At 38.8% G+C, this 18,146-nt stretch carries 18 protein-coding genes and 1 other annotated feature; of the genes, 2 read left to right on the top strand and 16 right to left on the bottom strand.

The features are described 5' to 3' along the window. Positions 1–41 precede the first annotated feature (41 nt). Both V7083_RS12920 and V7083_RS12915 read right to left on the bottom strand, forming a co-directional pair. On the bottom strand, positions 42–935 hold the full coding sequence (locus tag V7083_RS12920) for a deoxyribonuclease IV (protein ID WP_335478321.1): 894 nt from the start codon (positions 933–935) through the stop codon (positions 42–44). A 22-nt stretch (positions 936–957) separates the two neighbouring features. Next, on the bottom strand, positions 958–2,265 hold the full coding sequence (locus V7083_RS12915; protein ID WP_335478319.1) for a DEAD/DEAH box helicase: 1,308 nt from the start codon (positions 2,263–2,265) through the stop codon (positions 958–960). Between the two features lie 261 nt (positions 2,266–2,526). Between V7083_RS12915 and vrrA the strand changes: the two genes are divergently transcribed. Both vrrA and V7083_RS12905 read left to right on the top strand, forming a co-directional pair. Beyond that, on the top strand, positions 2,527–3,246 hold the full coding sequence (vrrA, locus tag V7083_RS12910) for a VrrA/YqfQ family protein (RefSeq protein WP_335478316.1): 720 nt from the start codon (positions 2,527–2,529) through the stop codon (positions 3,244–3,246). Between the two features lie 150 nt (positions 3,247–3,396). Further along, positions 3,397–4,341, top strand: a complete 945-nt coding sequence (locus V7083_RS12905; protein ID WP_335478315.1) for a 4-hydroxy-3-methylbut-2-enyl diphosphate reductase — start codon at positions 3,397–3,399, stop codon at positions 4,339–4,341. Between the two features lie 25 nt (positions 4,342–4,366). Here V7083_RS12905 and V7083_RS12900 read toward each other — a convergent pair whose 3' ends face one another. From V7083_RS12900 to V7083_RS12835, 14 genes are all read right to left on the bottom strand, one after another. After that, on the bottom strand, positions 4,367–5,482 hold the full coding sequence (locus tag V7083_RS12900) for a Nif3-like dinuclear metal center hexameric protein (protein ID WP_335478313.1): 1,116 nt from the start codon (positions 5,480–5,482) through the stop codon (positions 4,367–4,369). Then, complete coding sequence (locus V7083_RS12895) at positions 5,469–6,188, bottom strand: tRNA (adenine(22)-N(1))-methyltransferase (RefSeq protein WP_335478311.1); 720 nt, start codon at positions 6,186–6,188, stop codon at positions 5,469–5,471. Before V7083_RS12895 ends, V7083_RS12900 begins: the two co-directional genes overlap by 14 nt. A gap of 81 nt (positions 6,189–6,269) precedes the next feature. Then, entirely contained in the window at positions 6,270–6,635 is a 366-nt protein-coding gene (gene cccA, locus V7083_RS12890) for a cytochrome c550 (RefSeq protein ID WP_335478309.1), read from the bottom strand. Between the two features lie 190 nt (positions 6,636–6,825). Further along, positions 6,826–7,965: an acyl-CoA dehydrogenase family protein gene (locus V7083_RS12885; RefSeq protein ID WP_335478307.1), complete on the bottom strand. Its 1,140-nt coding sequence runs from the start codon at positions 7,963–7,965 to the stop codon at positions 6,826–6,828. Positions 7,966–8,274: 309 nt separating this feature from the next. Continuing rightward, entirely contained in the window at positions 8,275–9,417 is a 1,143-nt protein-coding gene (rpoD, locus tag V7083_RS12880) for an RNA polymerase sigma factor RpoD (RefSeq protein WP_335478305.1), read from the bottom strand. A gap of 41 nt (positions 9,418–9,458) precedes the next feature. Then, the gene (dnaG, locus tag V7083_RS12875; protein WP_335478303.1) at positions 9,459–11,267 is read right to left on the bottom strand and encodes a DNA primase; all 1,809 of its coding nucleotides are present in this window, start codon (positions 11,265–11,267) and stop codon (positions 9,459–9,461) included. A 44-nt stretch (positions 11,268–11,311) separates the two neighbouring features. Continuing rightward, positions 11,312–11,767 (bottom strand): YaiI/YqxD family protein, encoded by a 456-nt coding sequence (locus V7083_RS12870; RefSeq protein ID WP_335478323.1) that lies wholly within the window; start codon positions 11,765–11,767, stop codon positions 11,312–11,314. Between the two features lie 367 nt (positions 11,768–12,134). Next, complete coding sequence (locus V7083_RS12865) at positions 12,135–12,944, bottom strand: pyruvate, water dikinase regulatory protein (protein ID WP_335478301.1); 810 nt, start codon at positions 12,942–12,944, stop codon at positions 12,135–12,137. Between the two features lie 28 nt (positions 12,945–12,972). Next, positions 12,973–13,602: a helix-turn-helix transcriptional regulator gene (locus tag V7083_RS12860; RefSeq protein WP_438823724.1), complete on the bottom strand. Its 630-nt coding sequence runs from the start codon at positions 13,600–13,602 to the stop codon at positions 12,973–12,975. Positions 13,603–13,761: 159 nt separating this feature from the next. Then, the gene (locus V7083_RS12855; RefSeq protein ID WP_335478297.1) at positions 13,762–15,144 is read right to left on the bottom strand and encodes a glycine--tRNA ligase; all 1,383 of its coding nucleotides are present in this window, start codon (positions 15,142–15,144) and stop codon (positions 13,762–13,764) included. Positions 15,145–15,222: 78 nt separating this feature from the next. Next, positions 15,223–15,396 (bottom strand) — a binding site (T-box leader). Between the two features lie 39 nt (positions 15,397–15,435). After that, positions 15,436–16,188 (bottom strand): DNA repair protein RecO, encoded by a 753-nt coding sequence (gene recO / locus V7083_RS12850; RefSeq protein ID WP_335478295.1) that lies wholly within the window; start codon positions 16,186–16,188, stop codon positions 15,436–15,438. A gap of 33 nt (positions 16,189–16,221) precedes the next feature. Continuing rightward, positions 16,222–16,365, bottom strand: coding sequence for a YqzL family protein (locus V7083_RS12845; RefSeq protein ID WP_335478293.1), 144 nt, complete (start codon positions 16,363–16,365; stop codon positions 16,222–16,224). A 154-nt stretch (positions 16,366–16,519) separates the two neighbouring features. Continuing rightward, positions 16,520–17,443, bottom strand: coding sequence for a GTPase Era (gene era, locus V7083_RS12840; RefSeq protein WP_335478292.1), 924 nt, complete (start codon positions 17,441–17,443; stop codon positions 16,520–16,522). Next, positions 17,433–17,861 carry a cytidine deaminase gene (locus V7083_RS12835; RefSeq protein ID WP_435555399.1) on the bottom strand — a complete coding sequence of 143 codons (429 nt, stop codon included), beginning with the start codon at positions 17,859–17,861 and terminating at the stop codon, positions 17,433–17,435. Before V7083_RS12835 ends, era begins: the two co-directional genes overlap by 11 nt. Between the last annotated feature and the right edge of the window lie 285 nt (positions 17,862–18,146).

The following is an 18,146-nucleotide window of genomic DNA, read 5'->3' as shown; positions in this document are numbered from 1 at the left end:
TAAAAGTAAAAGCTGTGCACAAAGCACAGCTTTTACTTTTATTATGACTGGGTAATTTTGTCCAGCAAGTTTTCATCAAACTCTTGATTACGGAGCATCGCAATTTCGTGCTTATATGGTGCCTTTTTATTATTTTTGTCTTCTCCTACAAATGGCGTTTCTAATATTTTAGGAACGTCCATCAATTGCGGATGGTGAACAATATAATTTAATGCTTTAAAACCGATATGTCCAAAACCTATATTTTCGTGACGGTCTTTTCTCGCTCCAGCCTCATTCTTACTGTCATTGATGTGCAGAACTTTTAAACGATCTAAACCGACAATTTTGTCAAACTCATTTAAAACTCCGTCAAAATCCCCAACAATATCATATCCCGCATCATGGGTATGACATGTATCAAAACAAACAGAAAGCTTTTCATTATGAGTGACACCTTCGATAATCATCGCGATTTCTTCAAATGATCTCCCGCACTCCGAACCCTTTCCTGCCATAGTTTCTAAGGCAATTTGAACTTTCTCATCCCCTGTTAATACTTCGTTTAAGCCTTCAATGATCTTTTTAATTCCAGCCTCTGCTCCTGCACCCACATGAGCACCGGGATGCAAAACAATTTGTTTCGCACCAATTGCTTCTGTCCGTTCAATTTCAGAGGTAAGGAAGCGGACACCTAATTCAAATGTAGCCGGATTCTCCGTGTTTCCGATATTAATAATATATGGAGCATGAACCACAATCTCAGTGATTCCGTTTTCCTCCATATGCAGTCTCCCTGCCTCAATATTAAGATCTTCGATTTTCTTCCTTCTCGTATTTTGCGGAGCGCCAGTATAAATCATAAAGGTGTTCGCACCGTATGAAACTGCTTCTTGGCTTGCTGCTAACAGCATACCTTTTCCGCTCATAGACACGTGTGATCCTATCTTTAACATTTGTTCCTCTCCTGCCTGTTGATTATTTCTTTTTTTGATTTAGTCGTCGCTGACGCTTCTTGACCTTATCAATTTCTGTTTGCATTTTCTTTTTATAACCAGGCTTTACCTTTTTAGGTTTTTGAATAATGGATTTTACCATTTTATCTGTTTCATCTTCTTGTCTAACCCTTGTCTTTCTGCGATTGCGATCATCCAATTCAATAAATTCACCATTTTTTAAATCGACATTTTTAAATTGGATCCCCATTTTTTCAAGACGGTTTAGAAGCACTTCATCTGACAAATCATAAATCGTCAGCGCCATTCCGTCATAACCGGCCCGTGCCGTTCTCCCAACCCTGTGAATATAAAAATCCAAATCTGATGGAAGCTCGAAGTTAATCACATGACTGACACCTTCAATATCAATGCCCCGAGAAGCTAAATCGGTAGCCACAATATATTGAAATTCTAAATCCTGAATTTGTTTCATCATTTTTTTTCGTTCTCTAGGCGGTAAATCCCCATGAACGCGGCCAACCTTTAGCCCTTTTTCATTTAAAAAGTTTGCCACTTCTTCAGCCATTTTTTTCGTATTTGTAAAAACAATGGCCAAATAAGGATTGTAGGCGATTAAAGCATCGTGGACAAGCTCTTTCTTATTACGATGTCTGGAAGGCAACAGATAATGGACGAGGTTCTCTGCCGATTTCCGTTTTGGCTCAATCTCAATCACTTTCGGGTTTTCCATATATTTTTTTAAAAAAGGTCTTAGCTTTTCTGGAATCGTTGCAGAAAACACCAGCATTTGCAGGTCCTCAGGCATTCTGGAAGCCATTCGGTCAACATCTTCTATAAAGCCCATATCAAGCATCATATCTGCCTCATCCACGACAAGAATACTACCTGTATGAATAAATAGAGCCTGATCGTTGATTAAGTCATAAATTCTCCCAGGAGTTCCAACAACAATATGCGGCTGTATCTTTAATTTATCAATTGTTCTCTGCTTGTCGGTCCCTCCAACATACAATTTAGCCATTATGGATGGATTTTGTTCAGTAAACTTTATGATTTGCTGATAAATTTGCGTAGCTAACTCCCTGGTCGGAGCTGCAATGACAGCTTGGACTTCCTGACGTTCAGGACGAATTTTTTCAAGAATAGGCAAAACATAGGCTAACGTCTTCCCAGTTCCTGTCTGAGACTGACCAATGGCACTTTCTCCTTTTAAAACAAGCGGAATCATCTTTTCTTGGATTTCTGTTGGTTGGTGAAATCCTGATTTCTCAATTGTTTCATTTATAAAATCCTGAAATTCAAAACGATTAAAATGATTTTCTTTCATGTATTTACTCCTCATATTAAACAATAATAATTTTATTTTCTTACACTTTCTATTCCATCATGTAATTATAGTAGAGTTCCTGGCAAAGTTCCAGCATTACTCTTTATTATCATATTTTACTTAATATGAATTTTTAAACCATGTTTAAACAGTTTATGTGCAGAATACCTAAAACCAAATGGGGGTAAATGCATATTGTAAACCAAGAGGGTAACAGTGAAATGTTTGAAAAAAATTATTAAAGGAGAGGAGGTCATAAACATGCAACCTAGACCAATGTTCCCGATACAGGGAGGAATGCCATTTGGCGGTGGAAGCCCAATGATGGGTGCTGGACCGAGCATGTTTGGAGGTGGAATGCCCACGATGGGACCAGGTGCCGGGGGATTATTTGGTGGCGGAAGATCCATGATGGGGTCAGCCCCCGGCATGTTTGGAGGAAGAGCTCAGATGATGGGCGGTCAAGGGAACCCATTCGGTGGAATGATGGGAGGTCAGCAACTAGGCAGAGGCGGTGGCGGACTACTCTCAAGACTGCTTGGTAGGGGTAATCCAATGGGAGCGCCTGGCAGCGGTTTAATGGGCATGCAAGGAGCCGGCAGAGCAGCAGGTGGCGGATTACTTCAATCCTTATCAAATCCAAGCGGACTGTCTGGTATCCTTAATAACACCCAACAAGTATTAAAAACAGCACAAACCATCGGCCCTATGATTCAGCAATATGGACCAATTGTTAAAAACCTACCCGGTTTATGGAAGCTCTACCGTGGGCTGAAAAATGCACCAGATGACTCTGCAACTAATAGCAAGGAGTCAGCGGCGGAATCGTCAAGTACGAAAAAAACAACAACAAGAAAACGAACTGCACGAAAAAGCGGTACCAGAACTACTCAATCTGCTTTGACAACCTCAACTTCCCACACTTCAAAACCAAGACAGCAACCCCCAAAAGGATCGTCTGTACCAAAATTATATATTTAAGGGATGAATGCTGAAAATCAGCATTCTTTTTTATTTTCCTACCAATACCACACAATATCACAGGAAAAATGTATCTTTGTAATCTATCTAATAGTCTTATATAATAAATAAAGAATCTAGTAAACCATGCCGTATAGGAGGATCGTTTAAATGGAAATAATCAAAATTTCACCACGCGGCTATTGCTATGGTGTAGTCGACGCCATGGTAATCGCAAGAAATGCGGCTTTAGATAAAACATTACCACGTCCCATATATATTTTAGGGATGATCGTTCACAATAAACATGTTACTGATGCATTTGAGGAAGAAGGAATCATTACTCTAGACGGAAAAAATCGTTTGGATATCTTAGAAAAGGTTGAAAAAGGTACGGTTATATTTACTGCGCACGGCATTTCTCCCGAAGTTAGAGAGATTGCCAAAAAGAAGGGACTTGTGGCCATTGATGCAACCTGCCCTGATGTAACGAGAACGCATGATTTAATTCATGAAAAAGCGGCAGAGGGATATCAAACCATCTATATTGGTAAAAAAGGACACCCTGAGCCAGAAGGCGCACTTGGTGTCGCACCAGGGATGGTTCATCTGGTGGAAACGCCTGCTGATGTTGAGGCGCTGAATCTTGATTATGACAAACTAATTGTGACCAACCAAACCACGATGAGTCAATGGGATGTAGCCGATACAATGGAAAAGGTTCAAGAAAAATATCCTCATGTCGAGGTTTATAATGAAATTTGCCATGCTACCCAAATACGCCAGGAAGCTGTAGCGGAACAGGCGAAACAAGCAGACGTTACGATTGTTGTCGGTGATCCAAAGAGTAACAACTCCAATCGATTAGCACAGGTATCCGAGGAAATTGCCGGAACAAAGGCCTATCGGATTGCTGATATTAGCGAGCTGGAAATTAACTGGATTAAAGATGCTAAAACAGTTGCTGTTACAGCTGGTGCTTCTACACCCACACCGATTACAAAGGAAGTTATTACATTCCTAGAAAAGTTCGATCCCAACAATGAAGCAACTTGGGAACGCCGAAAACATGTACCATTAAATAAAATTCTTCCGAAAGTAAAGAAAGAAGCATAAAACCGGTCCGAAGACCGGTTTTCTTTTATATATATTGAAACGGGTTGGTATTTTCTTCTGAAGGGAATATCTCAACGGCAAAACCAGCATCTGCACATAAATGCTGCAAAGTGCTTGTTAACCCTTTTTTCATAACTTTTTCCACATTATGTCCTGGGTCAATCATATTTAGGCCCTGCATCATTGCATCGTGAGCTGTGTGATAATAAATATCCCCTGTTATATACACATCAGCCCCCTTAAATTTGGCATGAGAGAAGTATTTATTTCCATCTCCACCTAATACAGCAACCCTTTTAACCTTATCATTCAAGTCTCCAACCACTCGAACCCGATCCACTTCAAGAGCCGTTTTTACAAATTCCGCAAATTCACCTATAGTTGTTTCAGGTACAGTTCCTATTCTCCCCAATCCAAGTGATTCCCCTTTGTTGTCGAGGGGATAAATATCGTAGGCAACTTCTTCATAGGGGTGGGCCTTGATCATGGCTGTGACTGTTTTCTTTACTAATGGTTCCGGCACGATTGTTTCAACGCGGATCTCATCGACTTCTTCAAAACTCCCTGCTTTTCCGATGTAAGGGTCGGTGTCTTCCCCTGGCACAAACCTGCCTGTTCCGTTGGCAGAAAAAGAACAATGACTGTAATTACCTATAAATCCTGCCCCTGCATCCCCTAGAGCCCTTCTAACGTCCTCTGCATGGCTCGTTGGTACAAAAACAACTAGCTTTTTTAGTTTAGTATCAAATGTTGGTACCAGCACCTCTGAATCTTTAAGTCCCAGTGCCTCCGCTAGCCAATCATTAACGCCCCCTTTTGCCACGTCAAGATTGGTATGGGCAGCATAAACTGCGATATCATGCTTTAATAATTTTTCAATCATTCTTCCTTGTGTCGTATCCGTAACAATATTTTTAAGCGGACGGAAAATGGGTGGATGATGAGCAATTATTAGCTGTACATTTTTTTCAATAGCCTCATCGATTACATTTTCCAAAACATCTAGAGCAATCATGACGCGATCTATTTTTTTATTTAAACGACCAATTTGCAGACCAATTTTATCGCCTTCCGTAGCTAATTCCTTAGGAGAAAACCTTTCAAATAACTGAATGATTTCATGTCCATTAGGAGTTTTCATATTTTAATGCCTCCTCAACCAAATTCATTTTCGCTAATATTTCATTCTTTTTGTCTACAGTTTCTGGAGTTTGCGCGGCCTGATTCAACTGCTTGATAACCCGCTGCCAATTGCTTAATTCTGCCGACCATTTTTTTTGAAACGCATCGTTTTGATTTTCAAGTAAAATGGGGCCCATTAGGAGTTGTAGTTCAACATTATCACCATACGGCCTTTTTACATCGCCTTTTTCTCCGACGATGATTTCATATATTTTTCCATCTTCCTCGATAATTTCTTCTGCTTTAAGCTCCCACCCATTTTCAATAAACCAGCTGCGAATAGAATGGGCACCTATATTTGGTTGTAAGATCAGTCTTTTTATAGAAGCAAGCTTATCTTTTCCATTTTCCAAAATGGATGTAATTAACGCTCCGCCCATACCTGCAATCGTAATACAATCCACATCCCCGGGTTGGATCACCTCTAGGCCGTCCCCCATCCTAACTGATATCTTTTCTGAGAGTCCTTCTGAAATAACGTTACGTTCAGCGGACTGAAAAGGACCTAGAGCTACTTCTCCAGCAACGGCAAAGGGGATTCCAACATTCTTCACCAGGTAACAAGGTAAATAAGCGTGATCTGAGCCGATATCCGCAACTCTATAGTCCTGTGGCACATATTTTGCCACCACTGATAGACGGGCTGATAATTGATTTGTATTCAAAACCTTCACCACTCTTTAATCAATTTGTATGTACTAATAATATAAAAGGTCCTTTACAGATGCAAAGGACCCATTAAAAAATTACTTAATTTTTGATACCCAATCTGCCATTTTATCGGCATTTTCTGCAGAAACCATGTTTGGCGGCATATTACCTCTACCTTTGGTAATGACTTCCTTAATTTGGTCTTTTGACAATTTTGAGCCAATGCCTTTAAGTGACGGACCAACTCCCCCTTGATACTGGTCGCCATGACAGCCAATACATGTAGATTTATAAATATCCTCCGGATTAGAAGCAGCAACCTCTGTCTTTTCGCCACCGTCTTTTCCATTATCCTTTGCAATTTCTTTCGAATCACCAAGGCCTTTGAACGAAAGAACAAACATTAAAACGATTCCAAAAACCATGATCAAAACGAAAGGAATAACCGGATTTCGTTTCATACCATTACCTCCCTTATGTACGTATATCATTAAAACCTAAATAAAATACAAACACCTATTATTTTACTTGAAAAAACACAGAAGGAAAAGCCCTAATCATCCTTTTATCACTATAATCTTTTTATTAAAGGGAAGAGTCTACATGAAAGAAGAGGCAAAATGATAGCCTCTCCTTATTATTTCCCAATATTTAATTAACAATCAGCCGGGAGATCACCATCCGCTGGACTTCCGATGTTCCTTCTCCGATTTCCAATAGTTTAGCGTCTCGCATCATTCTTTCAACATGATACTCCTTCATATAGCCATACCCACCATGGATCTGTACAGCCTGGGAGGTTACTTCCATGCACATTTCTGAAGCATACAGTTTGCACATGGCTGCTTCTTTTGAAAACGGTCTACCTTGGTCCTTCAGCCATGCTGCTTTATAGACCATATTTCGGGCCAATTCAATCTTTAATGCCATATCCGCCAGTTTAAATTGAATAGCTTGAAAGGAAGAGAGGCTTTTGCCAAACTGTTTGCGTTCCTTTGAATAGGAGAGTGCCTTCTCAAAAGCACCTTGAGCGATCCCAACCGCCATAGCACCTATGCCGATTCTTCCCCCATCAAGTGTTACTAAAAATTGCTTAAATCCATTACCACGTACTCCCAAAAGATTTTCGGCCGGAACTGAAACACTTTCTAAGACAAGTTCAGTCGTATTCGAGGAATTCAATCCCATTTTTTCATAATTATCTATAATCGTAAAGCCAGGGGAACCGGTAGGGACAATGATAGCACTAATCTCTTTCTTTCCATCCACTTTTCCCGTAATAGCAGTTAGGGCTAAATGCTTGGCAAAACTAGCGTTGGTAATAAAACACTTATTTCCGTTAATCACGAATACCCCATTTTTTTCAGTTGCCGTCGTCATCGTTCCCCCTGCATCTGAACCAGCATTCGGCTCAGTGAGTCCAAATGCTCCCAAAGACTCACCTGTACATATGGGCGTAAGATATTTCTGCTTTTGTTCTTCTGTACCAAACAAATGTAGTGGAGCTCCACCTAATGAGATATGGGCAGAATATGTAATACCAGTGGACCCGCATACTCTGCTTAATTCCTCTACAACTATGGCAAAACTGACTGAATCTGCTCCACCTCCGCCATACTCTTCAGGAAATGGAAGCCCCATCATTCCCAAATCAGCTAACTTCTTAAAAATCTCTATTGGGAAATGTTTGGATTTGTCACGATCGACCGCACCCGGTGCAACTTCCTCCTCAGCGAACTCGTGAATGGTTCTCTTAATCATTAGTTGTTCAGTGGTTAAATCAAAATTCATTTACATCTCCCCTTACGTAATCTTGAAGGCGCTTACACTTACCATTATAAGAGGATTTATATAAAATTCTCAACATTTTAAAAATTATAAATAATATTTCGTTTTGTAATATAGTAAACACATGATAAAAAATAGATTCTATTCGCATTAAAGGAGTATTTGCCCTTTATTGAAAAAGTAATTTTATCCAAATCATTATAAAGTGCGTTTGCAAAGTGAGAGATAATTCAGTAAAATAAAAGGCAAGGTAGAAAGCCTTTTCAAATATCATAAAAAAAACTCGCCGAATTGGCGAGTTATATCAGTGTTCTATTCAAGAAAATCTTTTAATCGTTTACTACGACTAGGATGGCGTAATTTGCGTAATGCTTTGGCTTCAATTTGGCGAATCCGTTCCCGGGTAACACCAAAAACTTTCCCAACCTCTTCTAAAGTCCGAGTACGTCCATCATCAAGTCCAAAGCGTAAACGAAGCACGTTTTCTTCTCGGTCAGTTAATGTATCAAGCACATCTTCAAGCTGCTCTTTCAATAACTCATAAGCGGCATGCTCTGAAGGGGATGTTGCATCCTGATCTTCAATAAAGTCACCAAGATGTGAATCATCTTCCTCACCAATTGGGGTTTCAAGAGAAACTGGTTCTTGAGCAATTTTCAAAATTTCTCTAACCTTATCAGGTGTTAGATCCATATCTTCAGCAATTTCTTCCGGTGTTGGTTCGCGCCCTAAATCCTGCAGCAATTGTCGCTGGACACGAATCAATTTATTTATTGTTTCTACCATGTGAACCGGAATCCGGATTGTTCTTGCTTGGTCGGCAATTGCGCGGGTAATCGCCTGACGAATCCACCATGTCGCATAAGTACTAAATTTAAAACCTTTTCGGTAATCAAATTTTTCAACTGCCTTTATTAATCCCATATTTCCTTCTTGGATTAAGTCAAGAAACAGCATTCCGCGTCCAACATAACGCTTCGCAATACTTACCACGAGACGAAGATTGGCTTCTGCCAAACGTCGCTTTGCTTCCTCATCACCTTGCTCAATTCGGTGTGCTAATTCTATCTCATCTTCAGCGGATAGAAGGTCTACACGGCCGATTTCCTTTAGATACATACGCACGGGGTCATTAATCTTAACCCCAGGAGGAACACTTAGATCATTTAAATCAAATTCTTCCTCATCTTCTTTAGAAAGGGCTTTGATACTTGGATCATCATCATCATCATCGTCATCATTATCTCCGACTAGTTCGATCCCCTGATCCCCGAGGAATTCATAAAATTCATCCATTTGATCAGATTCTAAATCAAAATTAGCCATTTTTTCGGCAATATCATCATAGGCAAGGACGCCGACTTTTTTACCCATTTCTGTTAATTGGTCTTTTACTTGTTCAAGAGTCAATTCATTCTCGACCTCGTTTGAACGGGCTGATTTTTCTGCAGCCATATGTCCCCCTCCTTCCAAAAATCAAAGACTCATCCACAAAATTAAAGCGATTTACGCAATTGATAAATTTCAATTCCAATAGCGGCAGCTTTACTGAAATCACTTTTTCGTTCTGCTTCCTTAAGCTCTGCTTCTTTTTCCTTTATTTTTAACAACTTTTTGTGATTCAACACCTGTTTGAGATAATCAGATAATTCCTGATCACTTAGTTCATCATTAATGGACATCATTTCAATGTTTGCAACCATTCTTCTAAGATTATCATCTTGGATATAGGATAAAAATGCACTTGAATCAGGTTGTAAATGTTCTTCATAAAATCCTAATAAATATGTCATAATAGCTTGATGTTCATCAACATTGAAAGTGCTGCCCTGTAATGAATCTTGAACCTTGTACGCAACATCCCTACTCTTAAGCATGTGGGCAATTAAACATCTTTCCGCCGTATGAAAAGCGGGCTTTAGATCAACGCTTTGCTTAGGAATGATAATAGGTTTGTTGTTGGAATGGACATTCCGATTATCTTTTCTTTTTTCAGCAAAATAAATTTGTTTTTGCTGATCCCGTAAAGCATCTAACGAGAGTGAAAACTCACCTGCAAGCTGCCTAAGATAATGATCCCTTTCCACAGCTTTTGTTAGCTTGCTTATTTCTTTAATTATTTGTTCGATATAGGACAGCCTATCTCCTTCATTTTGAAGATTTTTTCCTCTTCTAAAATAGAGAAACTTAAATGCCATCCAAGTTAAGCTGGCACCAATTACTTCATTACGAAATCGTTCTGAGCCATGTTGTTTAATATATTCGTCAGGATCCAAACCATCTGGCATGACGGCTACTTTTATTTGAAAGCCTGCTTCTAATAAATGGTTCCCTGCACGAAAGGCAGCCTCAATCCCTGCGTTATCGGAATCATAACAAATGGTTACGGACCCGGCACTCTGGCGTAAAAGAGCAATATGCTCATCTGTCAGAGCTGTTCCCATTGTAGCAATGCCATTTTCAACACCAGCGCGATCTGCTGCGATTACATCAGCAAATCCTTCGAATAACACAGCAGTTTGCAATTTCTTAATAGTTGGTTTAGCCTGATGGTAATTATATAGGATTTTGCTTTTATTAAAGATTGCAGTTTCAGGGCTATTTAAATATTTAGGTGTATCATCACCCATTGTCCTTCCTGAAAAGGCAATCGTATTCCCTTGTCTGTCAAAAATAGGAAACATAATTCGATCTCTAAAACGGTCAAAATAAGTTCCATCTTTTTCTCGTTTAATGATCAGCCCGGCCTTTTCCATCCACTCCGGAGAGAAGTCCCTTTTCGTTAAGAATTTATAAACAAAATCCCAGGAATTTAAGGAATAACCGATTTGAAATTTTTGAATCGATTCCTTTGTAAAACCTCTTCCTAACAAATACTCCAACGCATGTTGACCTTCATTTGTGTTTACCAATAAATGATGGTAAAATTTACGCAACAGCTCATGAGCATCATGGAAAGCTTGCAGCTCTTTGGAAATCTTTTTCTCATTTGGCATGGAAGCAAATTGAATTTCAAGGTCAATATTTACTTTTGAAGCAAGTTTGATTGCTGCTTCTTGAAATGAAATACCTTCAAGTTCCATTAAGAATGTAAAAACATTTCCGCCTGCCCCACAACCAAAGCAATGGAAAATTTGTTTATCAGGTGATACTGAAAATGATGGGCTATTTTCTCCATGGAAGGGGCAAAGTCCGAAGTAATTACGTCCTTGTTTTTTTAATTGAACAAAATCACCTATGACTTCTACAATATCTATAGTCTGACGAATTTGTTCAATTTTTTCTTCGGCAATCCGATTTGCCATGAAAAATACAACTCCATTTAGATTACATATTCGATATACAATAACTAAATTCCTGCAAATTTCGACAAAATTTTTGTTAACACTGTCTGAAATCGTATACGGTCCTTAGTTTGAAAAGGTTTTGGACCTTTCCCATACATGCCCTTTTTCCTTGCTTTCGCATGCAAAAATCGTAAATCAAGGGCGGTTTGTATATCTTTTTCCTCAAAGAGAGACCCTCTTGGTGATATCACAGTTACACCTCGAGGTAACAATGTTGATGCAAGACCAATATCCTGAGTAATGACGATATCTCCACTCCCAGCCTGATTCATGATGTACAAATCAGCAGCTTCCTTTCCCGTGTCAACGTATTTCCAGCATCCGTATGTAGTGCTATTATCATTTATATGATGATCGTAGGAAGCGATGAAAAATACTTGAATAGAATGGGATGAAGCGATTTCGACAATTTCCTCTTTAACCGGGCAAGAATCTGCATCGACAAAAATTGTCGGAATGTCTTTTACATTTGTAATAATTCTACATCACTCCGCATATTCCTTCTTTGTCAATTAAATTTATTCAAAAACTCACAGACAAAAAAAGCACGCTACTGCATTAAGTTTAAAACCTTCCATATCAATTGAATTCTCAACTATATGTTTATACAGGCAAAATAGGTTTATGTCGAATGTTTTTTCGAGGGTGCCCTTGACATCTCACAATAAATAGTTTATTCGTTCACATCAAAGTCTAAACCTAAAAAGCTATATTTTTATCACAATTTTTTATTATAGTATATTCATTACCATTTTGCCATAACTTTTTTATATTTATTTTTCAGGCAAGGTCGAGAAAAAACACATAATCTCAACTGATTATGTGCTACAGTCTTCCTTTTTGAATATAATGTAGGATCACATTTGCTGTTTCTTCAACCGCTTTGTTAGTTACATCAATAATAGGACAATTGATTTTCTGAACAATTTTATCAAAGAAATCCAGTTCATCTTTAATGCGATTAATGTTGGCGTAGCTTGCCTTATCATTTAATCCTAAGGAAATGAGTCTTTCACGTCGGATATTATTCAATTTTTCCGGACTGATTTTTAAACCAAAACATTTTTCTCTCGGCACTTTATAGAGTTCCTCAGGCGGATCTACTTCCGGTACAAGTGGGACATTTGCCACTTTCAATCGTTTATGTGCCAAATATTGTGATAAAGGTGTTTTGGAAGTTCTAGAAACCCCGATTAATACGATATCAGCCTTTAATAAACCTCTTGGATCACGACCATCATCATACTTTACAGCAAACTCTATAGCTTCAACCTTCTTAAAATAATCTTCATCCAGCTTTCGAACGAGTCCTGGTTCGCAAAGGGGTTTCTTCCCGCTGAATACCTCAATCTGATCCATAATTGGCCCAATCAGATCTACAGCTCGAATGCCTTCCTGCTCTGCTCTTTCCATCATATATTTACGCATTTCTGGCTTTACAAGAGTAAAAGCAACCATTCCTTTATCCAGAGACACTAATGAAAGGACTTCATCTATATGCTCTTTATCCTCTGCGTATGGGAAGGTTTTTAATGTCATTCCTGAACCATTAAACTGGCTGATAGCTGCTTTGGTAACTAATTCAGCTGTTTCGCCTACTGAATCAGAAACAACATAAATAATTGGCGAACTCATTCTCAGTAATCACTCCTATTAGCTTTTGTCATTCATCACCTAGTGCAACAAAGGCTTTCGCAATATTGGTTTTAGTAATCCTTCCGATTACCTCATATCCATCATCGGTTTTTCGAACAATAGGCAAAGCATCAATTTGTTTTTCAATCAATTTTTTAGCAACATCTATTAATAAATCGTCCCGTTCACACATCGTGATATTGGGCATTCTTGTCATAATAATATTCACAGGAATTGTAGACAGTTCTTGCTTTCCAATGCTGGCCCTTAGTAGGTCTTTACGGGATAAGACTCCGGATAATCGTGAATTGTGGTCCACGACAAATAAAGTTCCGACATCTTCAAGAAACATCGTACAGATTGCATCGTAGGCGGAAACATTATCATTAACGACAACTGGAATTGACTGGTAGTCTTTGACGTAAATTTTCTGCAAATTTTCGGTTAGTAATTGCGCTCCTGATTTTCCAGTATAAAAATAACCGACCCTTGGTCTAGCATCTAAATAGCCAGCCATGGTCAGGATCGCCAAATCAGGTCTAAGGGTAGCTCTAGTTAAATTGAGCCTGTCCGCAATATGTTCACCTGTAATAGGTCCATTGTCCTTTACTATCTGTAAAATATGCTCCTGTCGCTTTGTAAGTTCTATTGTATTCACCACCCTTATGTTACGCCCTTTGAAGACTGATCCCTCTACAAGGCCATACTTTTATTAAAATATTATATACTAATTGTTTTTTTATTTGAAATGAAATTGCTGTGACGTCCTTCCTTTACTATATACCAAAAGGTGCGGAGGTCCGCACCCTAATAGTTTTTAGAAAGCCATCTTATCTTGTATAAATTTCTTTAGTTCAGCAATTGGAAGACGGGTTTGTTCCATTGTATCGCGGTCACGAACGGTTACCATATGATCTTCTTGAGAGTCAAAATCATAGGTGATACAGAATGGTGTCCCAATTTCATCATGGCGGCGGTAACGTTTTCCGATTGAGCCTGCCTCATCATAATCCACATTGAAATGCTGAGCCAAATCAGCAAACACTTCTCTCGCACCATCTGAAAGTTTCTTAGACAACGGAAGTACTGCCGCTTTAAATGGTGCTAACGCAGGATGGAGATGCATAACAGTCCTGGAAGTTCCGTCTTCAAGCTGCTCCTCATCATATGCATCGATTAAAAAGGCTAACGTTACCCGGTCTGCACCCAATGACGGTTCGATACAATATGGGATATAGCGTTCATTTGTCTCCGGATCAATATAGTTAAAATCCTCACCAGAGAATTCCATATGTTGTTTTAAGTCGTAGTCGGTCCTAGAAGCTACGCCCCAAAGTTCTCCCCAACCAAATGGGAATTTGTACTCGAAGTCTGTTGTAGCGTTACTATAATGGGACAACTCATCATCGGAGTGATCACGCAGTCTTAAATTCTCTTTTTTCAATCCTAATGAATGAAGCCACTCTTCCGCATATTCCTTCCAAAAATCGAACCATTTCAGTTCTTCACCTGGCTTACAGAAAAACTCAAGCTCCATTTGTTCAAATTCTCTTGTACGGAAGGTAAAGTTACCCGGGGTAATTTCATTACGGAAACTTTTACCGATTTGCGCAATACCAAAAGGAAGTTTTTTCCGCATCGTGCGCTGAACATTTTTAAAGTTCACGAATATGCCTTGTGCAGTTTCGGGACGTAAAAAGATTTCATTTGCACTAGTTTCTGTAACACCTTGAAATGTTTTAAACATTAGGTTAAATTGACGGATTCCCGTAAAATCATGACTGCCGCAATCAGGACAAGCAATATTGTGTTCTTTGATTAGTTCTTCCATTCTTGAAAATGGGAGACCATCTACGACCATTTCGATTCCTTTTTCGTCTAGAGCATTCTCAATTAATTTATCGGCGCGATGACGTGCCTTACAATTTTTACAATCGATCATTGGGTCATTAAAATTGCCGATATGGCCAGATGCTTCCCATGTTCTAGGGTTCATGAGGATGGCGGCATCCAAGCCTACGTTGTAAGGGGATTGCTGGACGAATTTCTTCCACCAAGCCTGTTTAATGTTGTTTTTAAATTCGACCCCTAATGGACCGTAATCCCATGTATTAGCGAGACCGCCGTATATTTCAGATCCTGGGAAAATAAAACCTCTGTGCTTAGCATGAGACACAATTTGTTCCATTGATACACTCATTTTCATAACTCCTTTATTGGTTTCTGTGGGTTGATTTGCGGAAAAATAAAAAACTCCCATCCCTATGCAAAAATTTTGCATAGGGACGAGAGTTACCCGCGGTTCCACCCTATTTGCTACCAATGGCAGCCTCTTTTACCTGTTCACTATTGCTCAGGAACGCCTTCCTTAGGACTCTATACCCCGGCTTCCACCATCCCGGGTTCGCTTTTATAGAATGGTCTAAGTACTACTTTCCATCACTGCAATTATTAATTTTAATGAAAATATTAACCAAAACCGGAATATTTGTCAACTCAGATTTTTAAATTGGGCCATCGAATCTAAAAATTTCTTGGTTTTAAGATGTAATCCAGAGTATTCCTCATAGTACGTGCTAATAACTTTTTTAAGTTCTTCCTTGGTCTCTTCCTTTACAGAAATATTACCCAACCTTGAAAGATCAAAATAATAAAATAGCCGTAATAATTTAACTGTTGAAGGTAGAAGTTTCATATGATAAGGATCCTTTTCCAAACAACGATGGCAAATAAATCCGCCTTCCCTGATGGAAAAAGAAAAATGTCCGTCAGTACTTCCACAAACGGCGCATTGGTTTAAAACAGGATATAACCCTAACAAATTCATCATTTTCATTTCATAAATATTCATCAGGATATCAGGATCATAGCCTTCATTCATGTAATTGAGTGTTTGATAAAGTAGTTCGAAATGGAAAGGATTGGCCTTTTTCTCCTCAGTACATTTATCCGTTAACTCAATCACATAGCTTGCATAGGCCGTTAAAAAGATATCCTCTCCGATATGGCGGAAGGAAGAAATAATTTCACCCTGTTGTAATCCGCCAAGGCCCGTTCCTCGTTGAATGAGGAAGTATCCATAGGTAAACATTTGAGAGATAGAGGAAAGTCGGCTATTTGGCTTCTTGGCCCCTCTGGCCATAACCCCAATCTTTCCCCACTCTCGCGTAAATAAAGTAACGATTTTATTGGTTTCACCATAATCAGTCGTTCTAATGACAATGCCTTCACATTTTTGAAGCATAAATGCCACCTTCCTGCGAGGCAAGAGACTTGCTTATGAAATAGGAAAATCGATTTGTGCTAGTTCATCATTCAGATTACCGGGTATTTCCTGATTTTCCTTCTCTAACTCTTTAAAGAGAAGATATGTGTCAATATTACCTGTTTGGGTAAATACTTTCCACGTAAAATCCAACATGAAAACCCCACCTTTCACTATTTAGACTAGCGTTTACAATCTCGAACCTTATATTTATCATAGCCTGCCTACGCAAAAATCATAATACGTAAATTTTGTTAATAAAGTTTACGCATATTCTAAAATATTAGTTAATACTTTATTAAAGTGACTTTTAGTATTCGTCCTCATTAAAACCATATTCTCTTAGTTGAGACATTTTATTACGCCAATCCTTTTGGACCTTAACCCATAATTCAAGGAACACTTTTGAACCTAAAAGGTTCTCTATGTCCACACGGGCACGTATCCCGATTTCCTTAAGCATACTGCCCTTTTTACCGATTATGATTCCTTTTTGGGAGTCACGTTCAACAATAATCGTTGCCATGATATGAATAACATCCTTACCTTCTTGCCGCTCTAATTTATCCATGACAACGGCTAAGGAATGTGGAATCTCTTCTCTAGTTAAATGTAGGGCTTTTTCCCGAATTAACTCCGTAATAATAAATCGTTCCGGATGGTCTGTAACCTGATCTGCCGGATAATATTGCGGTCCTTCAGGCAATAAGATTTTAATTTGTTCAAGAAGACGGTCTACATTATTTCCTTGTAAAGCTGAAATCGGGATTACTTCTTGAAAATTATACTTTTCCCTATAAGCCTCAATGATTGGCAATAATTCATCGGGATGAATTTGGTCAATTTTATTAATGACAAGAAAGACCGGGGTGTTAATGGATTGGAATTTTTCCAGAATGAATTCCTCTCCACGACCAAATCCTTCCTCGGCGTTGACCATAAATAGAACGAGATCTACTTCTTTTAGTGTATTTTGAGCAACCTTCATCATAAAGTCGCCTAATTTATGTTTTGGTTTATGAATTCCCGGTGTATCGATAAAAACCATTTGGGCATCCGAGAGTGATAAGACGCCTTGTATTTTGTTGCGGGTTGTTTGCGGTTTATCACTCATGATGGCAACCTTTTGACCAATTACCCGATTTAAAAATGTTGATTTACCAACATTCGGACGGCCAATAATGGAGATAAATCCTGACTTGTAACCCTTGTTATCGTTTACATTACTTAACATTTAGATCCTCCGGAGAAAAAGCACCAGGCAATAAATCTTCTACCGTTATTTCCTGAATATCACCTTTTAAATTTGTTAAAATCACTTTCATGTCTCTAGGACATAACTCAGAAATCACTTGTCGACATGCACCGCATGGTGAGCAAGGTCTTTCTGTATCGGCAACAACTGCCATCATTTTAAAATTACGGTCACCCCTAGAATATGCACTAAACAAGGCTGTTCGTTCTGCGCAGTTGCACATACTATAGGCCGCATTCTCAATATTGCAGCCATGGTACAATGTTCCGTCTGTTGTTAGAAGAGCTGCTCCTACCCCAAATTTTGAATAAGGAACATAGGCTTTTTCTCTAGCTTTTTTTGCTTCTTCAATTAGTTGCTCAATCGTCACTAGTCTTCTTCCTTTCCAGCAAAACATTTGCTGTTCCTTTATTTTACATCATTATTCGCTGAAAATCATTACCATTCAGATTAAAATATTAAAAATTTTAAATTGTTGAAATATTCGTAAAAATATTTTAAAGGGACAGCTGTTCTGTGAAATTATTTTAACGAATTATTAACAGCTTTACAAACCCTTTATGACCATTTCACAATAAGTTTGCTTTTAAAAAAAGGCTATTAAACTTGTCAGTTAATTTCCGCTCTAGGTGCAAGCGGTTCGTGGGCGTTTTGGCGAGCCTCCTCGGCGCTTGAGCCTGCG

This window comes from Bacillus sp. JJ1764 (assembly GCF_036962145.1).
Classification (GTDB): Bacteria; Bacillota; Bacilli; order Bacillales; family Cytobacillaceae; genus Neobacillus.
This window is presented reverse-complemented; position numbering and strand designations above follow the sequence as displayed.

Excerpts from the sequence above, each read along its gene's own strand:
- V7083_RS12920 (WP_335478321.1), bottom strand. The coding sequence starts at position 935 with ATGTTAAAGATAGGATCACACGTGTCTATGAGCGGAAAAGGTATGCTG.
- V7083_RS12915 (WP_335478319.1), bottom strand. The coding sequence starts at position 2,265 with ATGAAAGAAAATCATTTTAATCGTTTTGAATTTCAGGATTTTATAAAT.
- vrrA (WP_335478316.1), top strand. The coding sequence starts at position 2,527 with ATGCAACCTAGACCAATGTTCCCGATACAGGGAGGAATGCCATTTGGC.
- V7083_RS12905 (WP_335478315.1), top strand. The coding sequence starts at position 3,397 with ATGGAAATAATCAAAATTTCACCACGCGGCTATTGCTATGGTGTAGTC.
- V7083_RS12900 (WP_335478313.1), bottom strand. The coding sequence starts at position 5,482 with ATGAAAACTCCTAATGGACATGAAATCATTCAGTTATTTGAAAGGTTT.
- cccA (WP_335478309.1), bottom strand. The coding sequence starts at position 6,635 with ATGAAACGAAATCCGGTTATTCCTTTCGTTTTGATCATGGTTTTTGGA.
- V7083_RS12885 (WP_335478307.1), bottom strand. The coding sequence starts at position 7,965 with ATGAATTTTGATTTAACCACTGAACAACTAATGATTAAGAGAACCATT.
- rpoD (WP_335478305.1), bottom strand. The coding sequence starts at position 9,417 with ATGGCTGCAGAAAAATCAGCCCGTTCAAACGAGGTCGAGAATGAATTG.
- dnaG (WP_335478303.1), bottom strand. The coding sequence starts at position 11,267 with ATGGCAAATCGGATTGCCGAAGAAAAAATTGAACAAATTCGTCAGACT.
- V7083_RS12865 (WP_335478301.1), bottom strand. The coding sequence starts at position 12,944 with ATGAGTTCGCCAATTATTTATGTTGTTTCTGATTCAGTAGGCGAAACA.
- V7083_RS12855 (WP_335478297.1), bottom strand. The coding sequence starts at position 15,144 with ATGAGTGTATCAATGGAACAAATTGTGTCTCATGCTAAGCACAGAGGT.
- recO (WP_335478295.1), bottom strand. The coding sequence starts at position 16,188 with ATGCTTCAAAAATGTGAAGGCATTGTCATTAGAACGACTGATTATGGT.
- V7083_RS12845 (WP_335478293.1), bottom strand. The coding sequence starts at position 16,365 with ATGTTGGATTTTACGTGGAAAGTATTTACCCAAACAGGTAATATTGAC.
- era (WP_335478292.1), bottom strand. The coding sequence starts at position 17,443 with ATGTTAAGTAATGTAAACGATAACAAGGGTTACAAGTCAGGATTTATC.
- V7083_RS12835 (WP_435555399.1), bottom strand. The coding sequence starts at position 17,861 with ATGTTTTGCTGGAAAGGAAGAAGACTAGTGACGATTGAGCAACTAATT.